This window comes from Methylocystis echinoides (genome assembly GCF_040687965.1).
GTDB classification, from domain to species: domain Bacteria; phylum Pseudomonadota; class Alphaproteobacteria; order Rhizobiales; family Beijerinckiaceae; genus Methylocystis; species Methylocystis echinoides_A.
This window is the reverse complement of the sequence record NZ_CP156084.1, coordinates 120,182-146,538: the sequence shown is the minus strand read 5'-3', so window position 1 is coordinate 146,538 and position 26,357 is coordinate 120,182. Positions and strand designations below refer to the sequence as shown.

General features: G+C 65.8%; 26 protein-coding genes. 10 read left to right on the top strand and 16 right to left on the bottom strand.

What is annotated here, in order from left to right; translation table 11 throughout:
- Positions 1-141: 141 nt before the first annotated feature.
- From glyS to RVU70_RS00715, 8 genes are all read right to left on the bottom strand, one after another.
- Positions 142-2,319, bottom strand: coding sequence for a glycine--tRNA ligase subunit beta (gene glyS, locus RVU70_RS00750; RefSeq protein ID WP_363349196.1), 2,178 nt, complete (start codon positions 2,317-2,319; stop codon positions 142-144).
- Positions 2,320-2,435: 116 nt separating this feature from the next.
- The gene (locus tag RVU70_RS00745; RefSeq protein ID WP_363349195.1) at positions 2,436-2,675 is read right to left on the bottom strand and encodes a CDGSH iron-sulfur domain-containing protein; all 240 of its coding nucleotides are present in this window, start codon (positions 2,673-2,675) and stop codon (positions 2,436-2,438) included.
- A 9-nt stretch (positions 2,676-2,684) separates the two neighbouring features.
- Positions 2,685-3,650, bottom strand: a complete 966-nt coding sequence (gene trxB, locus RVU70_RS00740) for a thioredoxin-disulfide reductase (protein ID WP_363349194.1) — start codon at positions 3,648-3,650, stop codon at positions 2,685-2,687.
- A 547-nt stretch (positions 3,651-4,197) separates the two neighbouring features.
- The gene (locus RVU70_RS00735; RefSeq protein WP_363349193.1) at positions 4,198-5,178 is read right to left on the bottom strand and encodes a mitochondrial fission ELM1 family protein; all 981 of its coding nucleotides are present in this window, start codon (positions 5,176-5,178) and stop codon (positions 4,198-4,200) included.
- Between the two features lie 47 nt (positions 5,179-5,225).
- Positions 5,226-5,699, bottom strand: a complete 474-nt coding sequence (greA, locus tag RVU70_RS00730) for a transcription elongation factor GreA (protein ID WP_363351160.1) — start codon at positions 5,697-5,699, stop codon at positions 5,226-5,228.
- Positions 5,700-5,883: 184 nt separating this feature from the next.
- Entirely contained in the window at positions 5,884-9,219 is a 3,336-nt protein-coding gene (gene carB / locus RVU70_RS00725) for a carbamoyl-phosphate synthase large subunit (protein WP_363349192.1), read from the bottom strand.
- Between the two features lie 472 nt (positions 9,220-9,691).
- Positions 9,692-9,982, bottom strand: coding sequence for a hypothetical protein (locus RVU70_RS00720; RefSeq protein WP_363349191.1), 291 nt, complete (start codon positions 9,980-9,982; stop codon positions 9,692-9,694).
- On the bottom strand, positions 9,979-10,662 hold the full coding sequence (locus tag RVU70_RS00715; protein WP_363349190.1) for a helix-turn-helix transcriptional regulator: 684 nt from the start codon (positions 10,660-10,662) through the stop codon (positions 9,979-9,981). The genes RVU70_RS00720 and RVU70_RS00715 overlap by 4 nt, the downstream gene beginning before the upstream one ends.
- Positions 10,663-10,822: 160 nt before the next feature.
- Here RVU70_RS00715 and RVU70_RS00710 point away from each other — a divergent pair, with 160 nt between their 5' ends.
- Positions 10,823-11,170 (top strand): cytochrome c, encoded by a 348-nt coding sequence (locus tag RVU70_RS00710; protein WP_363349189.1) that lies wholly within the window; start codon positions 10,823-10,825, stop codon positions 11,168-11,170.
- Between the two features lies 1 nt (position 11,171).
- On the top strand, positions 11,172-11,552 hold the full coding sequence (locus tag RVU70_RS00705; protein WP_363349188.1) for a GtrA family protein: 381 nt from the start codon (positions 11,172-11,174) through the stop codon (positions 11,550-11,552).
- Between the two features lie 4 nt (positions 11,553-11,556).
- On the opposite strand, the gene hemF is transcribed toward RVU70_RS00705, so the two are convergent.
- The 3 genes from hemF to RVU70_RS00690 form a co-directional block, all read right to left on the bottom strand.
- Positions 11,557-12,447, bottom strand: a complete 891-nt coding sequence (hemF, locus tag RVU70_RS00700) for an oxygen-dependent coproporphyrinogen oxidase (RefSeq protein WP_363351158.1) — start codon at positions 12,445-12,447, stop codon at positions 11,557-11,559.
- 101 nt (positions 12,448-12,548) lie between these two features.
- Positions 12,549-13,238 (bottom strand): hypothetical protein, encoded by a 690-nt coding sequence (locus RVU70_RS00695; protein WP_363349187.1) that lies wholly within the window; start codon positions 13,236-13,238, stop codon positions 12,549-12,551.
- Positions 13,239-13,384: 146 nt separating this feature from the next.
- Entirely contained in the window at positions 13,385-13,858 is a 474-nt protein-coding gene (locus RVU70_RS00690) for a tRNA (cytidine(34)-2'-O)-methyltransferase (RefSeq protein WP_363349186.1), read from the bottom strand.
- A gap of 267 nt (positions 13,859-14,125) precedes the next feature.
- On the opposite strand from RVU70_RS00690, the gene petA reads away from it, so the two are divergent.
- The 3 genes from petA (at position 14,126) to RVU70_RS00675 (ending at position 16,844) form a co-directional block, all read left to right on the top strand.
- Positions 14,126-14,656, top strand: coding sequence for a ubiquinol-cytochrome c reductase iron-sulfur subunit (gene petA, locus RVU70_RS00685; RefSeq protein ID WP_363349185.1), 531 nt, complete (start codon positions 14,126-14,128; stop codon positions 14,654-14,656).
- 63 nt (positions 14,657-14,719) lie between these two features.
- Positions 14,720-15,958, top strand: coding sequence for a cytochrome b/b6 (locus RVU70_RS00680; RefSeq protein WP_363349184.1), 1,239 nt, complete (start codon positions 14,720-14,722; stop codon positions 15,956-15,958).
- Between the two features lie 34 nt (positions 15,959-15,992).
- Positions 15,993-16,844 (top strand): cytochrome c1, encoded by an 852-nt coding sequence (locus tag RVU70_RS00675; protein WP_363349183.1) that lies wholly within the window; start codon positions 15,993-15,995, stop codon positions 16,842-16,844.
- Between the two features lie 15 nt (positions 16,845-16,859).
- Here the strand turns inward: RVU70_RS00675 and RVU70_RS00670 are convergent, their stop codons facing one another.
- Positions 16,860-17,492 (bottom strand): MarC family protein, encoded by a 633-nt coding sequence (locus tag RVU70_RS00670; RefSeq protein ID WP_363349182.1) that lies wholly within the window; start codon positions 17,490-17,492, stop codon positions 16,860-16,862.
- A gap of 210 nt (positions 17,493-17,702) precedes the next feature.
- Between RVU70_RS00670 and RVU70_RS00665 the strand changes: the two genes are divergently transcribed.
- The 5 genes from RVU70_RS00665 to guaA all read left to right on the top strand — a co-directional run bounded on the left by RVU70_RS00665 (position 17,703) and on the right by guaA (position 23,551).
- Positions 17,703-19,001: a homoserine dehydrogenase gene (locus RVU70_RS00665; RefSeq protein ID WP_363349181.1), complete on the top strand. Its 1,299-nt coding sequence runs from the start codon at positions 17,703-17,705 to the stop codon at positions 18,999-19,001.
- Between the two features lie 12 nt (positions 19,002-19,013).
- Positions 19,014-19,994: a fructose-bisphosphatase class II family protein gene (locus tag RVU70_RS00660; protein ID WP_363349180.1), complete on the top strand. Its 981-nt coding sequence runs from the start codon at positions 19,014-19,016 to the stop codon at positions 19,992-19,994.
- 74 nt (positions 19,995-20,068) lie between these two features.
- Positions 20,069-21,385: an RsmB/NOP family class I SAM-dependent RNA methyltransferase gene (locus RVU70_RS00655; protein ID WP_363349179.1), complete on the top strand. Its 1,317-nt coding sequence runs from the start codon at positions 20,069-20,071 to the stop codon at positions 21,383-21,385.
- 67 nt (positions 21,386-21,452) lie between these two features.
- Entirely contained in the window at positions 21,453-21,869 is a 417-nt protein-coding gene (locus RVU70_RS00650; RefSeq protein WP_363349178.1) for a DUF559 domain-containing protein, read from the top strand.
- A gap of 80 nt (positions 21,870-21,949) precedes the next feature.
- Complete coding sequence (gene guaA / locus RVU70_RS00645; protein WP_363349177.1) at positions 21,950-23,551, top strand: glutamine-hydrolyzing GMP synthase; 1,602 nt, start codon at positions 21,950-21,952, stop codon at positions 23,549-23,551.
- Between the two features lie 69 nt (positions 23,552-23,620).
- On the opposite strand, the gene RVU70_RS00640 is transcribed toward guaA, so the two are convergent.
- The 4 genes from RVU70_RS00640 to RVU70_RS00625 are packed head-to-tail and all read right to left on the bottom strand — an operon-like array spanning position 23,621 to position 26,354.
- Positions 23,621-24,412, bottom strand: a complete 792-nt coding sequence (locus RVU70_RS00640) for a TonB family protein (protein WP_363349176.1) — start codon at positions 24,410-24,412, stop codon at positions 23,621-23,623.
- Positions 24,409-24,855 carry a TonB system transport protein ExbD gene (exbD, locus tag RVU70_RS00635; RefSeq protein WP_363349175.1) on the bottom strand — a complete coding sequence of 149 codons (447 nt, stop codon included), beginning with the start codon at positions 24,853-24,855 and terminating at the stop codon, positions 24,409-24,411. The genes RVU70_RS00640 and exbD overlap by 4 nt, the downstream gene beginning before the upstream one ends.
- 6 nt (positions 24,856-24,861) lie before the next feature.
- On the bottom strand, positions 24,862-25,665 hold the full coding sequence (exbB, locus tag RVU70_RS00630) for a tonB-system energizer ExbB (protein ID WP_405044870.1): 804 nt from the start codon (positions 25,663-25,665) through the stop codon (positions 24,862-24,864).
- Between the two features lie 5 nt (positions 25,666-25,670).
- Positions 25,671-26,354, bottom strand: coding sequence for a Fe2+-dependent dioxygenase (locus tag RVU70_RS00625; protein WP_363349173.1), 684 nt, complete (start codon positions 26,352-26,354; stop codon positions 25,671-25,673).
- Between the last annotated feature and the right edge of the window lie 3 nt (positions 26,355-26,357).

Genomic DNA, 26,357 nt, shown 5'->3' with positions numbered 1-26,357 from the left:
GGGGGACTTGGGGCGGCCGCAAGCCGGTATTAAGAAAGCAGTTTCACAACGCTGCGCGCCCCGCCCGACCCCGCTTCGCGGGGCCACCCTCCCCGCAAGGGGGAGGGATCGTTCGCGGGTGAGGTTGGTTCTCGCGGCTCGTTATGCTTGGGCTTCGCCGGCGACCTTGCCGAAGTCGGCCACGCCCATCATCACCCGACGCAGTTCCGCGAGCAGGCGCAGGCGGTTCAGGCGCAAGTCGGCGTTGTCGGCGTTTACCGTCACATGGTCGAAGAAGGCGTCGACCGGCGCGCGCAGATGCGACAGCGCGCGCATGGCGCCCGCGAAATCCTCCTTCGCCAGCCGCTCGGCCGTCTCCTCGCGGGCCCGGGCGATGGCGGCGGCGAGCTTGTGCTCCTGCGGCTCGATTCGCAGATTGGGCGCGTGGCGGTGGGAATAGGCCTGCGGCCCGTCCTTCTTTTCCTCGGCCTTGAGAATATTGACCGCGCGCTTGAAGCCGGCGAGCAGATTCTTGCCGTCGTCGGTGGCGAGGAATTTGTCGAGCGCTTCGACCTTCTTCGTGATCATGAGCAGATCGTCCTGCAGAGGCGCGGCCGCGGCCGGCTCCTCCTCGGAGTCGGCGAAGGCCACGGCGCCGAGCGCCGCATCAATAAGATCGTAGCGCGCCCCCTTGTCCCGCAAGTAGACCTTCAGGCGCTCGATGAAAAATTCCAAAAGCTCGACCGCCTTCACGCCGACCATGCCGCTGTCCGTCTTCTTCAGCGCTTTTGCGTGGAAGGAGAAGTCGTTGTAATGGCGGTCGACGATCTGCGCCAAAGGCGCGCGCAGTTCATTCTCCAGCACGATCCGGATGACGCCGAGCGCCGCCCTCCGCAGCGCATAGGGGTCCTTGCTGCCGGTCGGCTTCTCGTCGATCGCCCAGAAGCCGACGAGCGTGTCGAGCTTGTCGGCGAGCGCCACGGCGATGGAGACGGGGTCGGTCGGGATGCGGTCGCTCGGCCCCTGCGGCTTGTAATGCTCCTCGCAGGCGGCGGCGACCGAAGCGTCCTCGCCCTGCGCGGTCGCGTAATAGCGGCCCATCAGCCCCTGCAGCTCGGGGAATTCGCCGACCATCTCCGAGACGAGATCGGCCTTGCACAGCGTCGCGGCGCGCGCGGCCTTCTCCGGATCGGCGCCGACGACCGGCGCCAGTTCGCGGGCGAAGGCGGCGATGCGCTTCACGCGCTCGCCCTGCGTGCCGAGCTTCTCGTGGAAGACGATCTGGTCGAGCTTCGGCAGCCGGTCTTCCAGTCTCGTCTTGAGGTCCGTCTCGTAGAAGAATTTCGCGTCCGAGAGCCGCGCGGCGATGACGCGCTCATTGCCGGCGACGACCGTGGCGCCGCCGTCCGCCGCCTCGATATTGGAGACGAGGATGAATTTGTTGGTCAGCGCGTCGCCTTTGCGAAGCACAAAGCACTTCTGGTTCACGCGGATCGTCGCGCGAATGACTTCGGGCGGGATCGACAGGAAGCTCTCGTCGAAAGAGCCCATCAGCGTCACCGGCCATTCGACGAGGCCGCCGACCTCCTCCAGAAGCCCGACGTCCTCGATAAGTTCGAGCCCCTGTGCGAAGGCGAGGTCCTTGGCGTCATGCAGGATGATGTCGCGCCGCCGCGCCGGGTCGATAACGACCTTGGCGCGCTCCAGCCCCATCGCGTAATCCTCGAAGCGCCGCACGCGGAAGGGCGCCGGCGCGAGGAAGCGATGGCCGCGCGTGACGTCGCCCGAACGAACGCCGTCGACCTCGAAGGGCACGACGTCCGGCGTCTCGGTCTCCGGCCCGAAGGTGGCGACGATGGCATGCAGCGGGCGCACCCAGCGCAGACTCTCTGTGCGCTCCGAAGCGGCGCCCCAGCGCATGGACTTGGGCCACGGGAAGCTTTTCACGATCCCCGGCAGGATTTCCGCCAGCACGTCGATCGTCGCCGCGCCGGCGCGCTCGATCACCGCGAGATAGAATTCCGCGCCCTTCTTGTCCTTCTCGATCCGCGCCTGCTCGAGCGAGGCGAGCCCGGCGCTTTTCAGAAAGCCCTGGATCGCCGCCTCCGGCGCGCCGACGCGGGGCCCTTTGCGCTCCTCGCGCACGTCCGGCTGGCGGCCGGGCAGGCCGACGACCTGCAGCGCGAGCCGGCGCGGCGTGGCGTAGGCGGCGGCGCCCTCATAGGTCAGCCCACGGTCGACGAGGGCGTTGGTGACGAGCTTCTTCAAGTCGTCAGCCGCCTGCCGCTGCATGCGCGCCGGAATTTCTTCGGAGAACAGTTCGAGGAGAAGATCGGGCATCCGGGGATCTTTATCGGGCGAGGGTGAATCCGGGACGATGTTTAGAGCCCGATGCGGCGCCGCGCAAATCCGCGAGGCTCAAATCCCTTGAGCGGGGCTTCCCGGAGCCCAGCGCCTTACAGCTCCTTATGCGTGCCGTCGCAGAGCGGCTCTTTCCTTGAATGCTTGCAGCCGCAGAAAAACGCCTTGCCGGTGGCCTCGGCCTTGTAGGCGACGGGCTCGATCCCCGAGCCCTTGTGGGCGCCGTCGCAGAAGGGCTGCTTGGCGCTGCGGCCGCAGGCGCACCAGTAATAGGTCTTTCCTTCCTCCACCTCGACCGGCATGGCTTTCTTCTGGAAGATGACGCGTTCTGTCATGTGTTCTCCTCAAGCGGGCTCGGTGGCCAGCGCCGGCGCGCCGAGCAGAAATTTCTCGACCTCCAGCGCGGCCATGCAGCCGAGCCCGGCGGCGGTCACGGCCTGGCGGTAGACTTCGTCGGCGACGTCGCCGGCGGCGTAGACGCCGGGGATGTTGGTGCGCGTCGTGCCGGCCTCGACGGCGATATAGCCAGAGGGCTTCACCGTGAGCTGGCCCTTGAACAGTTCGGAGGCGGGCGCATGGCCGATGGCGATGAAGACGCCCTCGGCGTCGAGCGTCTGCGTCTCGCCGGTAAGGACATTCTTCACCCGCGCCCCGGTGACGGCGAGCGGGCCTTCCACGCCGACGATTTCATCGATCACATGATTGAACAGAACGGAGACGTTCGCCTGCTGGCGCAGCCGCTCCTGCAGCACGCGCTCGGAGCGCAGCATGTCGCGGCGGTGCACCAGCGTCACATGCGAGGCGAGGTTGGAGAGATAGAGCGCCTCCTCGACCGCGGTGTTGCCGCCGCCCACCACGATGACCTTTTTGCCGCGGAAGAAGAAGCCGTCGCAGGTCGCGCAGGCGGAAACGCCGAAACCCTTGAATTTCTCCTCGCTCGGGATGCCGAGCCATTTGGCCTTCGCGCCCGTCGCGACGATCAGCGCGTCGCAGGTGTAGGTCGCGCCGCTGTCGCCGATCAAGGTGAAGGGGCGGGTCTCGAGACGGGCCTCCACAATGTGGTCGGAGACGAGCTTCGTGCCGACATGCTCGGCCTGAAGCCGCATCTGCTCCATGAGCCACGGCCCCTGAACGGGCTCCGCGAAGCCGGGGTAGTTCTCGACGTCAGTGGTGATCATGAGCTGGCCGCCCTGGTCGAAGCCGGCGATGAGCATCGGCTCCAGCATGGCGCGCGCGGCGTAGATCGCGGCTGTATAGCCGGCGGGCCCGGAGCCGATGATGATGACGCGCGCATGCTTGGGGGCGGACATGGGAAACTCTTTCGAAACGGCCGCGAAGGAGCCCGCAATCTAGCGATTATGCGCCGCGCCGCAAGGCGGCCGTCTCTCCCGCGCATACGCCCCGTGGCCGTCTCTCTCCTCATGTCCTGAAGGAGGCCCGAAGGGCAGTCTCGAAGGATGGGCCGCTTGGTCCTGCCGGATTTCCTCGTCCTTCGAGACGCGCGCTTCGCGCGCCCTCAGGATGAGGAAATCCTCCGGCCGGCGTTGGGACGGTTGTTCGCCTGCGGCTTAGAGGCTTTGGCGGTCTCTCCCCCTCATCCTGAGGAGGCCCGAAGGGCCGTCTCGAAGGATGGGCCGCCTGGTCCTGCCGGATTTCCTCGTCCTTCGAGACGCGCGCCTTGCGCGCCCTCAGGATGAGGAAATCCTCCTGCCGGCGTTGGGACGGTTGTTCGCCTGCGGCTTAGAGGCTTTGGCGGTCTCTCCCCCTCATCCCGAGGAGGCCCGAAGGGCCGTCTCGAAGGATCGGCCGCTTGGTCCTGCCGGATTTCCTCGTCCTTCAAGACGCGCGCCTCGCGCCTCAGGAGGAGAAACTGGCGAAATCCGCCGCGATGCGCGCGGCGATCATCGGCGTCGAATTGATGGGCGTATAGGTCCAGTCCTCGAAAGGACCGCGCCAAATGCGGATGGCGCCGGCCGTTTCCAGCGCGGCGAGATAGGCGCGGATCTTCGGGCGCGGGGCCAGGGGTTCGATCACATGGACCGGGACGCCGGTCGCGACCGCTTCGCCGACCATATTGACGCTGTCTCCCGTAACGACGAGGCGATCGGCGTTGGCGAGAATGGAGAGATAGGGGTTTTCGCCCGAACCGTCCCAGCAGAAGCCGCCGGGCCCCGAGAGCGCCGTCCGTAATGCCTGCGCGACCTCGGGCGGCGTGCGCCGCGAGGGCGTCGCCATCACCCCGAACCCGCCCTGGAGCAGGGCGCCGGCGATATGGTCGAGGTCATGGATGACGCCCTCGGCCCCGCCGATCAGCATGGCGACCCTCGGGCGGGGCAGGACGGCGATGCGCGGGTCGGGGGCGGCGCGGGCCTCGGCGAGGCGCGCCGGTGTGATGCGATTCGGCGGCGTCAGCGGCGAAATCACATTGGCGCCCTTGAGACGGTCATGGCGCGGCGCGACGATGAGATCGGCGGCGTTCCAGCCGAGCGCCGGGGCGTTGACATAGATCGTGAAGACACGCCCCCCAGAGTCGCGCTTCAGCCGCCGCAGCGCCGGCAAGGCGCGCCGCCCGGCGGCGAGCGCAATGTCCGGGTAGGGTGCGGCATAGGCGAAGGCGTCGCGCGGGTCCGGCGGGCCGAAGGGCGCGAGCGACGAATAGGGCGGGCGCGGGTCGACGGCGCGAATGTCTGGCCCGAGGCCCAGCGCCTCCGCGAGCCCGAGCGTCTGCGCCTCATGCCCGGCGCGGCCGTCGGTAATGATGCGGAGCGTTGCTCCGAGTCTCACTCCCGCTTCGCAGGAGACGGGACGCTCGTGCTCAGCCATTTGAATGAAGGCCACAATCCGCTCCCTCTCCCGCGAAGCGGGGGAGGGCCGGGGAGGGGGCCTTACACAAAAGCGACCTTCAGAATTTCGTAACTCTTGCCGCCGCCGGGTGTTTTCACCTCCACCGTGTCGCCGACCTTCTTGCCGATCAGCGCGCGGGCGATGGGGCTCGTGATGGAGACGCGGCCGCTCTTCACGTCGGCTTCGGTCTCGCCGACGATCTGATAGGCTTTCTCCTCCTCGGTATCCTCGTCGACCACGGTGACGGTTGCGCCGAACTTGATCGTCGAGCCCGTGAGTTTGGCGACGTCGATCACCTCGGCGCGCGAGAGCTTGTCCTCGAGCTCGGCGATGCGGCCTTCATTGAGCGACTGCGCTTCCTTGGCGGCGTGATATTCGGCGTTCTCCGAGAGATCGCCATGCGCGCGGGCTTCGGCGATCTGCTGGATGATGCGCGGCCTGTCCTCCTGTTGACGGCGGCGCAGTTCCTCTCCGAGCGCCGCATATCCTGCGGCTGTCATGGGCACCTTGTCCACCATTTCTCGCTCTTCGCTCCGATCATATGCGGCGCTCCCACGCAGGCGTTCAGCCGGCGCGAGAGGCGCGTGTCCCGAATCATATGACTGACGGTTTTGCCGCAAAATCGGCGCCGGCAGCCGACCTTCGGCGCCTCAGCGTCCGAAGGGGCGCCGGGGGCGCCGTCCTCATTTCCTTTTTCTCTCAGTCTTTTGCAGGCTCGAAATAATCCTGTAGCGCCCGCGCCTCGAGGTCTCCCGACACATAGGCCCTGACCCCCTGCGCCGCCGCAATAGCGCCTGCGAGGGTCGTATAATAGGGAACCTTATGCAGAAGGGCGGCGCGGCGCAAGGAACGCGAATCCGCGAGCGCCTGGGCCCCTTCGGTCGTGTTGAACACGAGCTGAATCGCGCCGTTCTTGATGGCGTCGACGATGTGCGGCCGGCCTTCCGAGACCTTGTTGATCTTCTGCGCGGCGATGCCCTCCTCCTGCAGGAAGCGGGCGGTGCCGCCGGTCGCGACGACGCTGAAGCCGATTTCTTTCAAGGCTCGGATGGTCGGCACGATGCGGGGCTTGTCCGCGTCGCGCACCGAGACGAAAACGACGCCCTCGCGCGGCGCCTTGGCGCCGCCGCCGAGCTGGCTCTTCACAAAGGCCGCGTCGAAGGCGACGTCGAGGCCGATCACTTCGCCCGTCGAGCGCATCTCCGGCCCGAGAACCGTGTCGACGCCGGGGAAGCGCGCGAAGGGGAAGACGGCCTCCTTCACGCCGATATGTTTCAACGGACCCGTCGGCAGGGAGAAGCCCGAGAGCTTCTCGCCCGCCATCACGCGCGCGGCGATCTTGGCGAAAGGCGCGCCGACGACCTTGGCGACGAAAGGCACGGTGCGCGAGGCGCGCGGATTAACCTCGAGCACGTAGATTTCGCCGTCCTTGAGGGCGAATTGCACATTCATCAGGCCCACGACGCCGAGCGCCATGGCGAGGCTCCTGGTCTGCGCCTCGAGTTCGGCGACGACCTCGGGGGCGAGCGAGCGCGGCGGCAGCGAGCAGGCCGAGTCGCCCGAATGGATGCCGGCCTCTTCGATATGCTCCATCACCCCGGCGATGACGGCCTGTTCGCCGTCGGCGACGCAGTCCACGTCCACTTCAATGGCGTCGGTCAGATAGCGGTCGAAGAGCAGCGGGTTCTTGCCGAGCACCATATTGATCTGCCCGGTCTTGTCATTGGGGTAGCGCGTCTTGATCTCCGACGGCACCAGGGTCGGCAGCGTGCCGAGCAGATAGTCGTCGAGGTCGGTCGCGTCCCGAATGATCGCCATGGCGCGGCCGCCGAGCACATAGGACGGACGCACGACGAGCGGCAGGCCCAATTCGCCCGCGACGATGCGGGCCTGTTCGACCGAATAGGCGATGCCGTTCTTGGGCTGCTTGAGGCCGAGCTTGTCGAGAAGCCGCTTGAAGCGGTCGCGGTCTTCGGCGAGATCGATCGAATCGACCGGCGTGCCGAGGATCGGCGCGCCCATGGCGGCGAGGCCGTGGGCGAGCTTCAAGGGCGTCTGGCCGCCATATTGGACGATGACGCCGGCGAGCGTTCCGCGCGACTTTTCGACGTCGAGGATTTCGCCGACGTCCTCATTGGTCAGCGGCTCGAAATAGAGGCGGTCCGACGTGTCGTAATCCGTCGAGACCGTCTCCGGATTGCAATTGATCATGATCGTTTCGAAGCCGGCGTCGTCGAGCGCGAAACAGGCGTGACAGCAGCAATAGTCGAATTCGATGCCCTGTCCGATGCGGTTCGGTCCGCCCCCGAGAATGACGACCTTCTTGCCGTCCGAGGGCGCCGCTTCATTGGCGAGGGCGCCGGCGAAGGGCGATTCGTAAGTCGAATACATATAGGCCGTGGGCGAGGCGAACTCCGCCGCGCAGGTGTCGATGCGCTTATAGACCGGGCGCACGCCGAGCGCGTGGCGCGCGGCGCGCACGGCGGCTTCCTCGACGCCGGCGAGGGTGGCGAGCCGCGCGTCCGAGAAGCCGGCGAATTTGAGCCGGCGTAAATTCTCGGCGTCCTTGGGCAGGCCGAATTTCTTCACCTTCGCTTCGAGCGCGACGATTTCGGCGATGCGGGCGATGAACCAGGGGTCGATCTTGCTCGCTTCGTGGATTTCGTTCTCGCTCATGCCGAGGCGCAGCGCCTGGCCGACGACGAGCAGGCGGTCCGGCGTCGGCGTGCCGAGCGCGCCGCGCAGCACATTCATGTCGTCGCCTTTGCCGAGCCCTTCGATCTCGATGTCGTCGAGCCCCGAGAGGCCCGTCTCCAGCGAGCGCAGCGCCTTTTGCAGGGATTCCGCAAAATTGCGGCCGATCGCCATGGCTTCGCCGACCGACTTCATCGCCGTCGTCAGCACCGGCTCGGAGCCGGGAAATTTTTCGAAAGCAAAACGCGGAATCTTGGTGACGACGTAATCGATCGTCGGCTCGAAGGAGGCCGGCGTCGCGCCGCCGGTGATGTCGTTGGCGATCTCGTCGAGCGTGTAGCCGACGGCGAGGCGCGCGGCGACCTTGGCGATGGGAAAGCCCGTCGCTTTCGACGCGAGCGCCGAGGAGCGCGACACGCGCGGATTCATCTCGATGACGATCATGCGGCCGGTGCGCGGATCGACCGCGAATTGCACGTTCGAGCCGCCGGTCTCGACGCCGATCTCGCGCAGCACGGCGAGCGAGGCGTCGCGCATGATCTGGTATTCTTTATCGGTGAGGGTCAGCGCCGGCGCGACGGTGATCGAGTCGCCGGTGTGCACGCCCATCGGATCGATGTTCTCGATCGAGCAGACAATGATGCAATTGTCCGCCTTGTCGCGGACGACCTCCATTTCGTACTCTTTCCAGCCGAGCACGCTTTCTTCAATCAGCACTTCGCTCGTCGGCGAGGCGTCGATTCCGCGCTCGACGATCTCGATGAACTCGGACTTGTTGTAGGCGATGCCGCCGCCTGTGCCGCCGAGGGTGAAGGAGGGACGGATGATGGCCGGAAGGCCGATGTCGTCCAAAGCGTCGAGCGCCGCGGTGAGGGTCTTCACGTGATGCGAGCGCGGCGTGTCGAGGCCGATCTTGGTCATCGCCTCGCGGAACAGTTCACGATCTTCGGCCTTGTCGATGGCGTGCGCCGTGGCGCCGATCATTTCGACGTCGAATTTTTTCAGCACGCCCATCTTCTCGAGCGAGAGCGCGCAGTTGAGCGCGGTCTGGCCGCCCATGGTGGGGAGCAGGGCGAAGCCGCCGGGAACGGCGTAGCGCTCCTTCTCGATGATCTTGGCGACGAACTCCGGCGTGATCGGCTCGACGTAAGTGCGATGCGCCAGATCCGGGTCGGTCATGATCGTCGCCGGATTGGAGTTGACGAGCACGATCCGGTAGCCCTCGGCTTTGAGCGCCTTGCACGCCTGGGTGCCGGAATAGTCGAATTCGCAGGCCTGGCCGATGACGATGGGGCCCGCGCCGATGATCAGGATGGTCGATATGTCGGTTCTTTTCGGCATGTCGCTTCTGTGGTTCGGCGCGGCTCGCGCACATTTGGTCTCGCCCTCGCGCCAAGGACTCCCGTCAGGCGGGCGCCTCGCAGCGCGGGGGCGCGGAAGAATTCGTCCTCGGCCCGTTTGCGCGCCCTGTGGGTAAGCGCGCGCATAAAAAAAGGCCGCGTTTCCGGCCCTTGGACCGGCACGCGTCCCGTATGTGCCCATCTTGCGGGCGGCGAGCGGGCGCGCCCGGCTCGAAAGTTGTCGTTTGTTAGACGATTATCCGGCCGATGAGAAGGGGGCAGAAGCCGCGAGCGGGCGGAAGCCGTGGAGCGTAGCCGCGACATTTTTATTGCCCATTTTGGGCGCACACCTGCTCAGGTTGAGCAATTTACGGATTCTCGTACTTTCCAACCACAGCTTTACGGCCAAGATTGAATATGATCAGATTCGGTAAATACTTACTCGGCGGGCGGAAAAAATGGGCGCAATTGATTCAGCGGTCGCCGAGGCGGTCGGCCGACGCATTTTGGAGCGAAGGGGCGCAGAGCTCATCGAATTCATGTATCTGCTCGATGAGAAAAATACCCTTGAATTGCTGCGAGAATTCGTCGTCCTGCGCGGCGAGGACCAGGCCAAAATCGTAGATTTTTTCAAAAAGATAAACCGCCGCGGGGATCTCAAATTGAGCTTTGGCCGCGACGGCATAAGGGTTCAGCCCGGGGGTTTGGGGGGCTGAACGGGTCGGCTCCGACCGGCTGCCTCCGGCCGGAGCCGACCTGATCATGTTATCAGACCGGAGCGCATCGCGATGACGATCGCCGAGGTCCGGTTGACGGCTTTGAGCTCCTGCTTGATCTGCCGCATATATTTATCGACCGTATGCCCGGAGACATTCAAAATCGCGGCGATTTCCTGATCCGTCTTGCCCTCCGCGGCCCATTTCAAGGCCAGGATCTGGCGTTCAGAGAAGCGCGGCGCTTCGTTCACGCAGTCAATCTTCAACATGCGCGCAAAGGCGTAGTGTGCGAGGAAGGCCAGGCTCCTCTCCAGATCCGGCCCGGACGATAAGGCGGGGCCGAAAAAACCGAGGCCGTAGATGACCGCTTCTTCCGCGACGACCGGAAAAAGCAGCCCTTCTCCACCCTGAATCCATGCGTCGCGGCAACGCGCGCAGTCGACGATCCAGTGGGCAACTTCGCCGGTGTCCAGAATGCGATCGAAGAGATGCGTTCTGTTCGGATTGATGAAAAAGCTCGACGCTTGTGTCGGCGGCTCAGAGTCAGCGATTGGCGGCGGAACGGGCCGCCAGCATGGGGTCCGCTCGCAGGGCCCTGGCGGATTTCGCGACATTTCCTCGGGGATTGCGCCGGCGAGGATGGACTCGACGCCGAATGAAGCGGTGATCGCGAGCAGGCCGGCCCCGAAGTCGCGCGCGGACGCAGCCTCGTCCAGGGACTTGACCATCTCATTGGCGGTGGCGATTCTGGTTAAAAGCCAGCTGCCTTCGGGGATCAAACGCGCTCCATTGCAATTTTGTCGAACGACGACCTGGCCTTCTGCCCGTAAGTGCAAGCCCAGAAAAACAAAATTACTTGAGCGGAAGGGTGGCGATCAAGGAAAAATGATGTGCAGTGACGTTTTCCGACTGGCCCTCGTCCGCTTTCGCGCCTTGAGGGCCGCAACTCTCGCCTGCGCTTTCTGCTTCGCCAGCTTGACGTGGCAGGCGCCGGCGCGGGCGGAGGAGCCGCCCGTCAGCCTTGCGGAATGCGCGGCCTGTCATGGCGCCGATGGCGTCGGACGGGATGAAGAGATTCCCAATCTCGCCGGCCAGCACGAACGCTATCTCTATACGCAGCTCCAGGCCTTCAAATCCGGCAAGCGCCCGCACAAGGAGATGCGCTACGAGAGCCGCCATCTCTCCGATCAGGAGATGCAGGCGCTGGCGCGCTATTACGCGCAGCTGGCGCGCTGAAATGGTTCTTTTTCGCCAGCTTACGACTTACGCCTCGGTCGGCGCGGCGGCGACGGCGGTTCATTACGCGATCCTCGTCGGCCTCGTGGAGGCGGGCGGCTGGCGGCCGGTGCCCGCGACGCTGTGCGGCTATGTCGCCGGCGGCGTCGTCGCGTATCTCCTCAATCGCCGCCACACATTCGGCAGCGACCGGCCGCACGCCGAAGCCGGTTGGCGCTTCGCTTTGACGGCCTTCATCGGCTTTTGCATCACTTATGCGCTGATGAGCCTGTTCGTGGAGCGTCTCGGCGCGCCCTATCTGCCCGCGCAGATCGTCACGACGGTGCTCGCAATGTTCGTGACTTTTGCGATCAACAGGTCGTGGACCTTCGGGGTCGGCTGACGCTTCAGGGCCATTTCACCGTCGGCGGCATGGAGGATAAGATCGAGTCGACATTGCCGCCGGTCTTGAGGCCGAAAATCGTGCCGCGGTCATAGAGCAGATTATACTCGACATAGCGCCCGCGGCGGATGAGCTGCTCTTCCCGCTGCGCCGCGCTCCAGGGCGTCGCGACGTTGCGGCGCACGAGTTCGGGGTAGATCGCGAGAAAGCTTTCACCGACGTCGCGGGTGAAGGCGAAGTCCTTGTCCCAGGCGCTGTTTTCCGCGTCGCCCGCGCTGTTGAAGTAATCGTAGAAAATGCCGCCGATCCCGCGCGGCTCTTTGCGGTGGGGCAGGTAGAAATACTCGTCGCACCACGCCTTGAAGCGCTCGTAGTCGGCGACCGGATGGCGCTCGCAGGCGCCGCGCATGGCGGCGTGGAAGGCCATCGTATCCGGGTCGGTTTGCGTACGGCGGGCGTCGAGGACGGGCGTGAGGTCGGCGCCGCCCCCGAACCAGGCCTTCGTCGTCACGACGAAGCGCGTGTTCATGTGCACGGCCGGCACATTCGGGTTCCAGGGATGGGCGATGAGCGAGATTCCCGTGGCGAAGAAGCGCGGGTCCTCGGCGGCGCCGGGAATCTGCTTGGCGAATTCCGGCTGGAACGTGCCGAAGACGGTGGAGCAGTGGACGCCGGCCTTTTCGAAGACCCGTCCGTGGATCATCCCCATGCGCCCGCCGCCGCCGGGAGCGCCGTCGTGATTGACCCGCTCCCAATGGCTCAGGTCGAAGCGGCCCGGCTCGGAGGAATCGGCGAAGGGCCCGGCGGCTTCGTTCTCGAGCGCTTCGAAAGCGGCGCAGATGCGCAGTTGCAACGCCTCGAACCATTCGCGCGCCGCGCTTTTGCGCTGTTCCATAAGGTCGTCCGTCACGCCGCCGCCCTTCCTGAGATGACCGGATGACCGACGTTTTGGGGTGGACCGCCCGGCGTGTCAATTCATGGGCCGGGTCGGCTCGATCATTGGCCCTGGGACACCCGCACCCGCCGCTCGGCCGATCCATGGGCCGCGCCGCTGCGTTCGGGCTTCGCCGGCGCGGCCTGGGCCTGCGCGGGCTGGGCGCTGGAGGGTTCGGAGGCAGGGGCCGACTCGACCTCTCCGGAGAGCGCCGCGCCGAGCGTGTAGGCGATCGCCGACCGCACGTCGTAACCGCGGGCCGTCATGGTCATTCGGTAGCAACGAACCGGCGCGCCGAGTTGCGGATTGAGGTCCTTCTTTGCGAGGACTTCGGCCCTGACGTCCTCCGCATCCTTGATTTCCACGAGGTCGAGATCGCGAAGACGGTGATCCGCGGCGACATCGTCGAGAAGGCCGGCTTTCGGCCCATCGAACAGGCAGAGGTTGCTCAATGTTCCGACGTTGAGAAGGCGCGCGAGCAGCCTGCCATTGAGCTTCGTCAAGTCCGCCACGGCCTGACCGCCGACGAAACGGCTGTCCCTCGGAAGGATCATCTTGTCGAGCCGCCGGGCGTCGAAGGTGACCTTGGTCCCCATCATCTCGACCTGATTGACGTGGTCGATGAGGCTCCCGATCTTCGCCTCGACAGCCATATGGTTATAGGCGCCATAGGCGAGCAGGCCGGCGAAGGCCGCGGAGGCGAGCGTGCGGTTGAGAATGTTCGGCAGGGCCTGAAGCTTGTCGAGTTCCATGGCGGAGCTCCTATCGAATGGCTTTGCTCAATGAGAGACCCTCCCACGGGGCGGCTCTGCGCGCCGTGCGTTGGCGCACAAAAAGGTTAATGGCCGTTAACTTTTCAAAAAGCCGCCGTGCGGACGCGGAGCCTCACGCGCGCGCGTCAAGTCCCGAGCTGGCGGAGCGCCTCGCCCATGACCATCGCCGCCGCGACGGCGACATTGAGCGAGCGCGCCGGCGGCGCCATGGGAATGCGCAAGGTCATGTCCGCGGCGGCGAAAACCGCGTCCGGCACGCCCGCCGACTCGCGCCCCGCCAGGAGGATGTCGCCGGGCTGGAAAACACAGTCGGTATAGGGCGTTGAGGCGCGGGTCGAGAGCAGGACGAGGCGCCGCGGGGCGCCTTCCGCCGCCCGGGTGGCGCGCCAGGCCTCAAAGGCGTCGAAAGAGGCGTGACGCTGGATCGTCACCAGATCGAGATAGTCCATTCCCGCCCGGCGAAAGGCGCTGTCCGTGACCGGGAAGCCCGCCGGCCCGATTATTGCGGCCTCGACGCCGAGACAGGCGCAGGCGCGCAGCATCGTGCCGGCGTTTTGCGGAATGTCCGGCTGGTAGAGTGCGAGCATGAGCGGGGGCATGTGTCAGACTTTGCGGCAAATCGACGCGAATGGTGCGCTGCGGCGGGAAACACAGGGCGAATGGCAAAGATTCCCGGCCCGCGCAAGTGGACATGATGGCGGATTGGCGCCACATAAGCCGCGCGCGAGCGGGGTTCAACTGCTTTCGCCGGGCCGTGGCCTTGCGGGCTGGCGCGCGGCGCGTAAAAGTGAAACGATTGCTCTGAGTCGAGTTTGCGCTTGTCGCCCAAGCGCTCTTTGCTCGCAGCGATTGGGAGAGGTCAAGGCGTGAACGATAGAATCGCACAAAAAGCGCCGGCGGAGCCGAGCCGGCGGGACATTCTCTATATCGCCACGGGCGCGGCCGCGGTCGTCGCCGCCGGCGGCATGGTCTGGCCGTTGATCTCGCAAATGAACCCGGACGCCTCGACGCGGGCGCTCGCCTCGACGGAAGTCGATCTGTCGGCCATCCCGCTCGGGCAGATCGTGACCGTGAAATGGCGCGGCAAGCCGGTCTTCATTCGCCACCGCACCCCCGAGGAAATCAAAGCGGCTGAAGACGTGCCGCTCGCCGAGCTGCCCGATCCCGAACCCGATTCGAAACGCGTCCAGAAACCGGAATGGCTCGTCATCGTCGGCGTCTGCACCCACCTGGGCTGCATTCCGACCGGCAAGGCCGGCGAATTCGACGGCTGGTTCTGCCCCTGCCACGGCTCGACCTACGATCTTTCGGGCCGCATCCGCAGCGGTCCGGCGCCGAGCAATCTCGAAGTGCCGCAATATGCTTTCCTGAGCGACACGAAGATCAAGATCGGATAGGCCCGCCGCCTTTTCCGCCTTTCCCGCGCCCTTCGCCGCGCCTGACGCATTCGAGAAAGTTCCATGAGCGGACATTCCCAATATACGCCCAAGAGCGGCTTCGCCCGTTGGCTGGAGCGCCGGCTGCCGATCATCAGCTTCATGTATGACGCCTTCGTCGCCTATCCGACGCCCAAGAATCTCAATTATCTCTGGACCTTCGGCGCCATTTTATCCTTCATGCTGGTCGCCCAGATCGTCACCGGCGTGGTGCTCGCCATGCACTACACGGCCGAAACCACGCTCGCCTTCGACTCCGTCGAAAAGATCATGCGCGACGTGAACTGGGGCTGGGCGCTGCGCTATGCGCACGCCAATGGCGCCTCGATGTTCTTTCTCGCCGTCTACATCCATATCTTCCGCGGCATGTATTACGGCTCCTACAAGGAGCCCCGCGAGGTGCTGTGGATCCTGGGCGTCATCATCTTCATGGTGATGATGGCGACGGGCTTCCTCGGCTATGTCCTGCCGTGGGGTCAGATGTCCTTCTGGGCGGCGACGGTGATCACCAATCTGTTCACGGCGATCCCCGTGGTGGGGCCGTCCATCACCACTTGGCTGCTCGGCGGCTATTCAGTCGACAATCCGACGCTCAACCGATTTTTCGCCCTGCATTATCTGCTGCCCTTCATCATCGTGGCGGTGGTCGCCCTGCACGTCTGGGCGCTGCATGTGACGGGGCAGAACAATCCGACCGGCGTCGAGGTGAAGAACGTCAAGAAGGACACGGTGCCCTTCACGCCCTATGCGACGCTCAAGGACGGTTTCGCCATCGGCGCCTTTGTGGTGCTCTACGCCTGGATGACGTTTTTCGTGCCGAACTATCTCGGCCATCCCGACAATTACATCGAGGCGAACCCGTTGGTGACGCCGCCGCATATCGTGCCGGAATGGTATTTCCTGCCCTTCTATGCGATCCTGCGCGCCATCCCGAACAAGCTGCTTGGCGTGATCGCGCTGTTCCTGTCGATCCTGATCGCCGCCGCCTTGCCCTGGCTCGACAGATCGCCGGTGAAGTCAGGGAGCTATCGCCCGCTGTTCCGCAAATTCTACTGGGTGTTCGTGGCCGTCTGCATCGGGCTCGGCTATCTCGGCGCGCAGCCGGCGGAGGGCGTCTATCTCTGGCTCGCGCGCCTCTTCGCCTTCTATTATTTCCTGCACTACGTGGTCATCCTGCCGCTGCTCGCGAAATTCGAGAAGCCCGAGCCGCTGCCGGACTCCATCGACGCCGCCGTCGCCACGGGAGAGGTCTCCCATGTCTGAGGCCGGCCGCATGTTTGCCCAACAGGACTCTTCGATGACCCGCAGACCGATTCTGGCTTTCCTTTCGGGCGCCGCTTTGCTTCTCGCCGCTTTCGCTTCCCCGGCATTCGCGGAAGGGGGCCATCACGAGAAGAAGCCGGAAGTCCATTCCTGGAGTTTCGCAGGGTTCTTCGGCCAGTACGACAAGGCGCAGCTGCGTCGCGGCTTCAAGGTCTATAAGGAAGTCTGCTCGACCTGCCATTCGATCAAAATGCTGGCGTTCCGCAATCTGAGCCAGCCGGGCGGGCCGGAGTTCACCGAGAAGGAGGTCGCGACCCTCGCCGCAACCTATAAGGTCAAGGACGGTCCGAATGACGCGGGCGAATATTACGATCGTCCGGCGCGTCCGAGCGACCGCTTCCCGCCGCCCTTCGCCAATGAGCAGGCGGCGCGCGCCGCCATGTCGGGCGCCTATCCGCCGGATATGTCGGTCCTGGCCAAGGCGAGGGGCTATGGCCGCGGATTCCCGACCTTCCTGCTCGACGCGCTGCCCGGCCTGTCCTATCAGGAGCATGGCGTCGACTACATCGCCTCGCTGCTCGAAGGCTATACCGACCCTCCCCATGACGTGAAGGTTCCGGAGGGGCAGTATTACAATGCGTATATGAGCGGCAACCGCATCGGCATGCCGCCGCCCCTGTCCGACGGCGCCGTCACCTATGACGACGGGGCGCCGCAGACGGTCGATCAATATTCCAAGGACGTCACCGCCTTCCTGATGTGGGTCGCCGAGCCGCATCTCGAGGCCCGCAAGCATATCGGCCAGGGCGTCGTCGCCTTCCTGATCGTCTTCGCGCTGCTGCTTTACTTCACCAAGCGCATGATCTGGCGCGACGTCGCGCATTAGCGATCGGCGCGCGCCTCACGCCAGAAAGCTTCGCGCGCCGTCCATGACGAACTGGACGGCGAGCGAGGCCAAAAGCACGCCGACCAGCTTCTCCATCACAATGCTCGCCGAGGCGCCAAGGAGGCGCTCGACCTGCGTCGCCAGGCGACAAACCGCCCAGCAGATGGCGACGACCACCAGAATTGCCCCGATCAGCGCCGCAAGTCGCGCCGGATCGCCATGCGCGTCGCCCGCGATCAGCAGCGTCGCGGTGATGGCGCCGGGGCCGGCCATCATCGGAATGGCGAGCGGGAAGGCGGCGATATGCTTGCCGTTTTCGACCACGGCCCGATGCGCCGTGGCGGCGTCGCGGTTGATGCGCACGCCGAACACCATCTCGGAGGCGATCGAAAACAGCAGCAGTCCGCCGGCGATGCGGAAGGCGGGAATCGTGATCCCCATGGCCGAGAGCAGGGCGGCCCCGCCAAAGGCGGCGCCGGTCAGGATCAAGAAGGCGTAGAGACAGGCGCGGGCCGCAATCTGCGCCCGAGCGGCCGGCGTCTCCCGCGCCGTGGCGGCGAGAAAGATCGGCGCGAGGCCTGCCGGTTCGACGACCACGAGCAAAGTGACGAAAGCCGTCGCCAGACCGCCGAGGTCGATCGCCGCCATGGGACCTCCCAGCTCGGTCGACGCCGCCGCGCGACCTTCATTCCTTCATACTACCTGAAGTGGCGATGGGGCGCTTCATGCGCCAACGCCCAAAGAGGGGGCGCAGGCCCTCTGCGCTCTTCCTTGATCCCCTGACTGAAATCGTGCACAAGGCGCTTCGCATGGGCGGGGGCGCCCCAGGGTTGATCGCTTTTTCCCGGAAGGGTGGAAATGTCGGAGATTTTGCGCGTCGGGATCGCGGGACTCGGCACGGTCGGCGCGGCGGTGGCGCGGCTGCTCCACCGGCAGGCGGAGGCGCTGACCGCGCGCACCGGACGACGGATCGTCGTCACCGGGGTTTCGGCGCGCGACCAGGCGAAGAAACGCGACGCCGATTTCTCTGGAGCGGAATTTTTCTCGGACCCGGTGAAGCTCGCTTCGTCCGAAAAGGTCGACCTTTTCGTCGAACTGATCGGCGGCTCTGAAGGGCCTGCCCGCGCCAGCGTCGAGACCGCGCTCGCGCATGGCAAGTCGGTCGTGACCGCCAACAAGGCGCTGCTCGCGGCGCATGGCCTGCATCTCACGCAGCTCGCCGAGGAGAAGCATGTCGCGCTGTCCTTCGAGGCCTCGGTCGCCGGCGGCATACCGATCGTGAAGACGCTGCGCGAGGGCCTCGCCGGCAATTCGATCGAGCGCGTCTATGGCGTTCTCAACGGCACCTGCAATTACATTCTATCGCGCATGGAGCGCGAGCAGCTCTCATTCGAGGAGTGCCTGAAAGAGGCGCAGAAGCTCGGCTACGCCGAGGCTGACCCCACCTTCGACATCGGCGGCTTCGACACGGCGCACAAGCTTGCGATCCTCACCTCGCTCGCCTTTGGCACGCGGATTTCGGCGCAGTCGATCGATATTGAAGGCATCGAGCGCGTCAGCCTCGCCGACATCGAGGCCGCCGACGAACTCGGCTTCCGGATCAAGCTCCTGGGCGTCGCTCAGCGCACGGCGGACGGCATCGAGCAGCGCGTGCATCCGACCATGGTCAGCAAGAACTCGGCGATCGCCCAGGTGATGGGCGTGCTCAACGCCGTGACGATCGACGCCGACGCGGTGCACGAATTGACGCTCGTCGGTCCCGGCGCGGGCGGCGACGCCACCGCCTCGGCCGTCGTCGCCGATATCGCCGACATCGCCAAGGGCGTGCGCTCTGCGCCCTTCGGCCTGCCGTCGGCGCAGCTTTCCGAGCTCAAGCGCACGCCGATGCGCCGCCACGAGGGCGGCTATTACATCCGCATGTCGGTGCGCGACGTGGCGGGCGCCTTCGCCAAGATCGCCGGGCGGATGGCGGAGCGGCAGATTTCGCTCGAGAGCATCATGCAGCGCGGCCGTCGCGGCGCGCCCGGGGCTTGCGTGGACGTGATCCTGATCACGCACGCGACGAGCGAGCATCTCGTCCGCGAGGCGCTGGAGCTTATTTTCCAGGATGGCACGATCGTCTCGCGCGCCCAGGTCATCCGCATCGAGCGCGAATAGGCCCACCGCCTCATGACACTCAAACCGCAGCTCGACGCCGCGTCCATCGACCGCCTGCTTACGATCGAGCTCGCCCGCGCCACGGAGCGCGCGGCGGTCGCGGCGGCGCGACTGCGTGGGCGTGGCGACGAGATGAGCGCGGACCGCGCCGCGGTCGAGGCCATGTATGAGGAGCTGGCGCGTCTGCCCGTGCGCGGCCGCATCGTGATCGGCGAAGGCGACGACGCCGAGTCGTCGCGCCTTCATGTCGGCGCCGAGATCGGCGCGGCGGCGGGCCCGCATGTCGAGCTCGCCGTGGCGCCGCTCGAGGGCGCGACGCTCTGCGCCAAGGACATGTCCGGCTCCATCGCCATCGCCGCCGCCGCCACGTCCGGCTCCTTCCTGCATGCGCCCGACTCCTACATGGACAAGATCGCGATCGGTCCGGGCTATCCCAAGGGCCTCGTCGATCTCGACCGCGACCCGGCCGACAATGTGCGCGCGCTGGCAGAGGCCAAGGGCGTGCCGGCCGCCGAGATCACGGTCTGCGTGCTGGACCGTCCGCGTCACGCCCAGATCATCTCCAAATGCCGCAAGGCGGGCGCCTGCGTGCGACTCATTTCCGACGGCGACGTCGCCGGGATCGTCTTCGTGACCGACCCGACGGAAACCGGCGTCGACATGTATCTGGGCCGGGGCGGCGCGCCCGAGGGCGTGTTGGCCGCGGCGGTCCTGCGCTGCGCCGGCGGCCAGATGCAGGGCCGCCTTGTCTTGGAGACGCCCGAACAACGCGCCAGCGCTTTGCGCCACGGCCTCGACGATCCGCGCAAGAAATACAGCGTCGCCGACATGGTGACGGGCGACGTCGTGGTCTGCGTCACTGGCGTGACCGACGGCCCGCTGGTCGACGGGGTCGTGTTCGACAAGGGCCGCATCGAGACCGAGACCCTCGTCTATCGCTCCGCGACGAGCACAGTGCGCTGCATCGGCGCGCGGCGGCGCCCGCGGATCTAACCTTTCGCGGGCGCGCGGCCGCCGGCCGCTGTAAAGCCGACGCGGACGTCCGCCCTTCGCCCGGAAAACCCTTTATGACCCCTGCCGCCCATATCTCCGCCGCCATTGAAGTTCTGGCCGATCTCGCGCAGCGCCGCCGCCCCGCCGCCGAGGCGCTCAAGGACTGGGGGGCGTCGCATCGCTTCGCGGGCTCGAAGGACCGCGCCGCGATCGCCAGCCTCGTCTTCGACGCGCTGCGCAAGCTTTCGTCCGCGCGGTGGATCATGGGCGCGGAGACGCCGCGCGCGACCATGCTCGGGGCGCTGCGGGAGGCGCGGGGGCTCGACGTCGACGCCATCGCCGCGCTTTGCTCGGGAGAGCGCCACGCTCCGGCGCCGCTGACCGAAGAAGAGCGCCAGCGGCTCGACACGGCGACGCTCGCGGACGCGCCCGCACATGTGCGCGGCGATTATCCGGAGTGGCTCACAGAGCGCTTCGCCGCCGCCTTTGGCGTGCAGGCGGCCGCGGAGGGCGCCGCGCTCGCCACGCGCGCGCCCGTCGATCTGCGCGTCAACATCCTCAAGGGCTCCCGCGAGCAAGCTATGGCGAAGCTCTCGCATCTCAATCCATCCCCGACGCCGCTCTCGCCGATCGGCCTGCGCATAGAGGCCGGGCAGGGCCGGGGGCCGGCGCTCCCCGCCGAAACAGCTTATGTGAAGGGTCTGGTCGAGCCGCAGGACGAGGCCTCGCAGCTCGCCTCTCTTTTATGCGCCGCCGCGCCGGGCGAGCAGGTTCTCGACCTTTGCGCCGGCGGCGGCGGCAAGGCGCTGGCGCTGGCCGGGCAGATGCATAATCGCGGGCAGCTCTACGCCTATGACGCCGACGGGCGCCGGCTGATGCCGATCCACGAGCGGCTGGAGCGGGCGGGGGCGCGCAACATTCAGGTGCGCCAGCCGAAGGGCAAGGCGGATGTCCTCTCCGATCTCGCCGGGCGCTGCGACCTCGTCCTGATCGACGCGCCCTGCACCGGCGTCGGGGCCTGGCGGCGCCACCCCGACGCCAAATGGCGCCTCGCGCCCGGCGCGCTGGAATTGCGGCTCAAGGAGCAGGCGGCGCTGCTCGAGCAGGCCCTGCGCTTCGTGAAGCCCGGCGGCCGGCTCGCTTATGTGACCTGCTCGCTCCTGATCGACGAGAACGAAGTGCAGGTCGAGGCGTTTCTCAGCGCGAATCCTGACTTTGCCGCTCTTTCGGCCCAGGAGACGGCGGAAGGCGCGGGGCTTCCCGACCTTGCCCGCTTCGCTTCGCCACATGGGCGGGGGATCAGGCTTTCGCCGGCGACGAGCCGGACGGATGGGTTTTATGTGTGTTTGATGCGGAACTCCCGACCCTTCTCCCGCTTCGCGGAAGGATAAGGTTCAGCTAAGCTTCGTCGCGAGCGTCCCCTCTCCCGCAAAGCGGGGGAGGGGCAGGGAGGGGGCGATGGAGAAGGGCAAACTTCCAAAGATTGCCTTCGCCCGGAAGCTTCGCCGGGAGATGACCGAAGCGGAGCGTAAGCTCTGGCATGCGCTCCGCGGCCATCGCTTCAAGGCTTTGCACTTCCGCCGGCAGGCTCCTTGTGGTCCCTATGTTGCTGACTTTCTCTGCCACGCTCTCAAACTCGTCGTGGAGCTCGATGGTGCCACGCATTCCACCGACGACTCCGAGCTTTTGCGCGACGGTCTCCGCGACAGATGGTTCGCGAAGAATGGATTTTCGGTCTTGCGATTCACCAACGGGCAGGTTTACGCAGAGTTCGAGGGCGTGCTGGAGATGATCCGCCTGCGCGCTGAGGACAGATTACCCCCTCCCCAACCCTCCCCCGCTGCGCGGGAGAGGGAGTTAGACTGTGATAGCTGAGAGACGAAGCTACCACGGGCGTGAGCGTCCCCTCTCCCGCGAAGGGGGCGGGACACGAGGGGGCGACGCCGAAAGAACCCATGACCGCCGCCGAAACCTTCCACCACGACATCGCCGACCGCCACGACAAGGTTCTCATCGTCGACTTCGGCTCGCAGGTCACGCAGCTCATTGCGCGGCGTGTGCGCGAAGCGGGCGTCTATTGTGAGATCGCGCCCTTCCAGCGCGCCGATCGCGCCTTCGCCGAGATCCGCCCCAAGGCGGTGATCCTCTCCGGCGGGCCGTGCTCGGTGACCGACGAAGGCTCGCCGCGCGCGCCGCAAGCGATCTTCGAGTCGGGCGTGCCCGTGCTCGGCATCTGCTACGGCGAGCAGACCATGGCGACGCAACTCGGCGGCAAGGTCGAGGGCGGGCATCATCGCGAATTCGGCCGCGCCGAGATCACGGCGCTGGAGCATAGCGCGCTCTTCGACGGCGTCTGGGCCACAGGCGCCAGCGCCACGGTCTGGATGAGCCATGGCGACCGCGTCACGGACTTACCGGAAGGCTTCCGGGTCATCGCCGCGTCGGAAAACGCGCCCATGGCGGCGATCGCCGACGAGCAGCGCCGCTATTTCGGGCTGCAGTTTCACCCGGAGGTCGTGCATACGCCGGACGGCGCGAGGCTTCTCGCCAATTTCGTGCACAAGGTCGCGGGTCTCAAATCCGACTGGACGATGGCGGCGTTCCGCGGCGAAGCCATCGCCGCGATCCGCAAGCAGGTCGGCGAGGGGCGCGTGCTCTGCGGCCTCTCCGGCGGCGTCGACAGCGCCGTCGCAGCGGTGCTCATCCACGAGGCGATCGGCGATCGCCTGACCTGCGTCTTCGTCGACCACGGCCTGTTGCGGCTCGGCGAGGCGGAGGAGGTGGTGCGCCTGTTCCGCGACCATTACAACATCCCGCTGCATCACGTCGAAGCCGAGGAGCTTTTCCTCTCGGCGCTCGAGGGCGTCGACGATCCGGAAGTGAAGCGCAAGACGATTGGCCGTCTGTTCATCGAGACCTTCGACGCGGAAGCCAAGAAGATTGCTGAGGACGGCCGCGGCGCGCCGCAATTTCTCGCGCAGGGCACGCTCTACCCCGACGTTATCGAGAGCGTCTCCTTTACTGGCGGGCCGTCGGTCACGATCAAATCGCATCACAATGTGGGCGGGCTGCCGGAGCGCATGAATATGGCGCTCGTCGAGCCCTTGCGCGAACTCTTCAAGGATGAGGTGCGGGCGCTCGGCCGCGAACTCGGTCTGCCGGAGGCTTTCGTCGGGCGCCATCCCTTCCCCGGACCGGGCCTCGCCATTCGCTGCCCTGGCCTCATCACGCGCGAGAAGCTCGACATTCTGCGCAAGGCCGACGCCGTCTATCTCGACGAGATTCGCAAGGCGGGTCTCTACGATGAAATCTGGCAGGCCTTCGCGGCGCTGCTGCCGGTGCGCAGCGTCGGCGTGATGGGCGACGGCCGCACCTATGATTACGTCGTCGCGCTGCGCGCAGTGACGAGCAGCGACGGCATGACGGCGGATTTCTATCCCTTCGACATGAATTTCCTCGGCCGCGCGGCGACGCGCATCATCAATGAGGTGAGGGGCGTCAATCGCGTCGTCTACGACGTGACGTCGAAGCCGCCGGGCACGATCGAGTGGGAGTGAGGGGGCTGCGGGCTCGATCCCTGGCGAGGGCCGCAATCATCCTCCGGCAGAACTTCTATTCAACCGACCCTATCGCCGATCCGCGCGAAACTGCACGGGCACCTCGAAGGACAGGCTTTCGTCGGCGATGACCGGCGGCGGCGCGGGGACCGGATCGGCCTTCTTCATCATCGCGAGCGCGGCTTCGTCGAAGACGGGGAGGCCGGAGGAGCGCTTGATGCTGTAAGCTAGGATGTGACCGTGTCGATCGAGGGTGAAGTGGACGCTGGCCTCCGCGGCCCGTCGGCCGCCGCCGGCCGGGTAACGCTTGGCGCGATTGAGATGCGCCATCAGCGCCTTCTGCCACGTCAGCTTGACGGCGCTGGCGGCGGCGTCCGCGCCTTGCACCGGCGCGGCCGGGCGGTCGGCCAGCTTTTCGGCTTCGGATTTCGGCGGCGCCGTCGCTTCGGAGGCGGCGGATTCGTTCGACACCACCTGCTGGGCCTGCCGCGACTTCTGATCCTCGACCGGCTTCTCCGGCTTCGCGTCGCGCGACAGCTCCGCATCCTCGGCCTCGGCCCGCGCTATTTTCTCTTCGATATTTTCCTTGGTTTCGGCCGAGGCGACCGACGGCGCCGCCGCGGCGGACTCGTCGGTCACGGGGCCGGGCGGATGATCGAGATGTTCGATCTCGCGCGCCGCCACGGGCTCGAGCGAAATCTCGATCGCCGGCGCGCCGCTCGCCTCCTCGTCTATGTCGCCCCGAAGCGTGAGGAACGCGGTCGCGGCGCCGCCGACATGCAGGAAAATCGCGCAGAGCGTCGCGAGGCCCCAGAGCCTGTTGTTCAGCGCTTCGTTTCGCAGAGCCGCAGCGCCGCTCATTTGGCGCCGCCCGCGTCTTTGCCCCCGCTGTCTTTGCCGCCAGCGTCGAGCGCAACCAACGCAACTTTCAGGAAGCCGCCGGCGCGCAGCCGCTCCAGCACCGCCATCATCTCGCCATAGGGCACCGCGCTGTCGGCGCGCAGATAGATGCGCTTGCCCTTGTCGCCGAGATGCCTTTCCAGCGTCGCGACCAGATCGTTGCGCTTCACCGGCGTATCGCCGATCGCCAGCGCGAGATCGGATTGGATCGTCACATAAACGGGCTTGTCCGGCTTCTCGTGCGGCGCCGCGTTGGAGGCCGGAAGATCGACCGGCAGGTCCACCGTCGCGAGCGGCGCGGCGACCATGAAAATAATGAGGAGAACCAGCATCACGTCGATGAATGGCGTGACGTTGATCTCGTGCGTTTCCTGCAGATCGCCTTTGCCGAGATGCGCGGCCATGGTCGCTTACTCCGCTGCTTGAATCTTGCTTGCGTGATGTCCGCGATCCAGGTCGCGCGACACGATGCGCAGCAACTCGCCCGAGACATTGGAGACGAGCTCGAGATAGGCGCTCGTCTGTCGCGCGAGATGATTGTAGATCAGCACGGCGGGGATCGCCGCAAAGAGGCCGATGGCCGTCGCGAGAAGGGCCTCGGCGATGCCGGGCGCGACGACGGCCAGATTGGTGGTCTGGGCCTTCGAGATGCCGATGAAGCTGTTCATGATGCCCCACACGGTTCCAAAGAGGCCGACGAAAGGCGCCGTCGACCCGACGGACGCCAGAAACCCCGTACCGCGCTTGACGGACAACGCCTCGGCGCGCTCGACTTCCACAAAGCAGGAGCTGACGCGCTCCTTGACGCCGGGCCAAGCGAGAATGTCGGAAGAGAGTTTCAACTCACGCGTCGCTTCCGAGAGGAGAGCGGTGGTCAAACGGTCGCCGTTCCCCAAGGCTAATCGCGCTTCTGCAAGTCCGCGCGCCTCGGAGAGCCTGGCGAGAGCGTCGAGGGCGCGTTGGCGGGCGCGCTTCAATTCAATCGTCTTGGCGATGAGGACGGTCCACGTGCCGACGGAGGCAAGCAGCAGGCCGATCATGACGATTTTCACGACGATGTCGGCGTTTGAAAACATCGTCCAGACAGAAAGATCATGAGGCTTCGTCGCGGCGATCGCCGCATCGACGGCGCGCGCCGTCGGGGAGCCCTGAGCCCAGCTCGCAGAGACGAGGGCCTCGAGAGAAAGCATTCCCAGGAACGCCGATCGCATCATGTTTTTCATGCTTCCGCCCATACTCGAATGAGATTGTGGTAGATTCCAGTAAGCCTCACACAAGCTGGATCGCCTGCGCCAAGCCGATGGCTCAAGGATTGAATCGCCTGGTCCAGATCGAACAGCAAAGCGCGGGCCACATTGTCCCGGATCATGCTTTGCAGCCAAAAAAACGAAGCGACGCGTTCGCCGCGCGTCACTTCACGAACAAAGTGTAGGCTCGTCGAAGGGTAGAGAACGAGATCGCCAGCGGCAAGCTTGATTTCCTGCTGCCCCACGCGGTCCTCGATCACCAGTTCGCCGCCTTCGTAATCCTCCGCCTCCGAGAGAAAAAGCGTGCACGAGAGATCGGTGCGAATGCGGATCGTCGTGCCGGGAATCCCGCGGATCGCGTTGTCGACGTGGAGGCCGAAATTCTGCCCGACGCCATATCGGTTGAAAAGCGGCGGAAAGATTCTGAGCGGCAGCGCCGCCGAAACGAACGTCGGGCAGCTCGCGAGAGCCTGCAGGACATGCTCTCCCAGCTCGCGGGCGGCGGGGCCATCCTGGGGAAGCTGCAGATTGTTCTTCACCAAGGAAGACTGGGAACCGGCGGTCGTCCGCCCGTCCTCCCAATCGACCGCCGACATGGTTTCTCGAAAGAACGCCACTTGCTGCTTCGTCAAGACCTCGGGGATGCAGATCAGCATGGG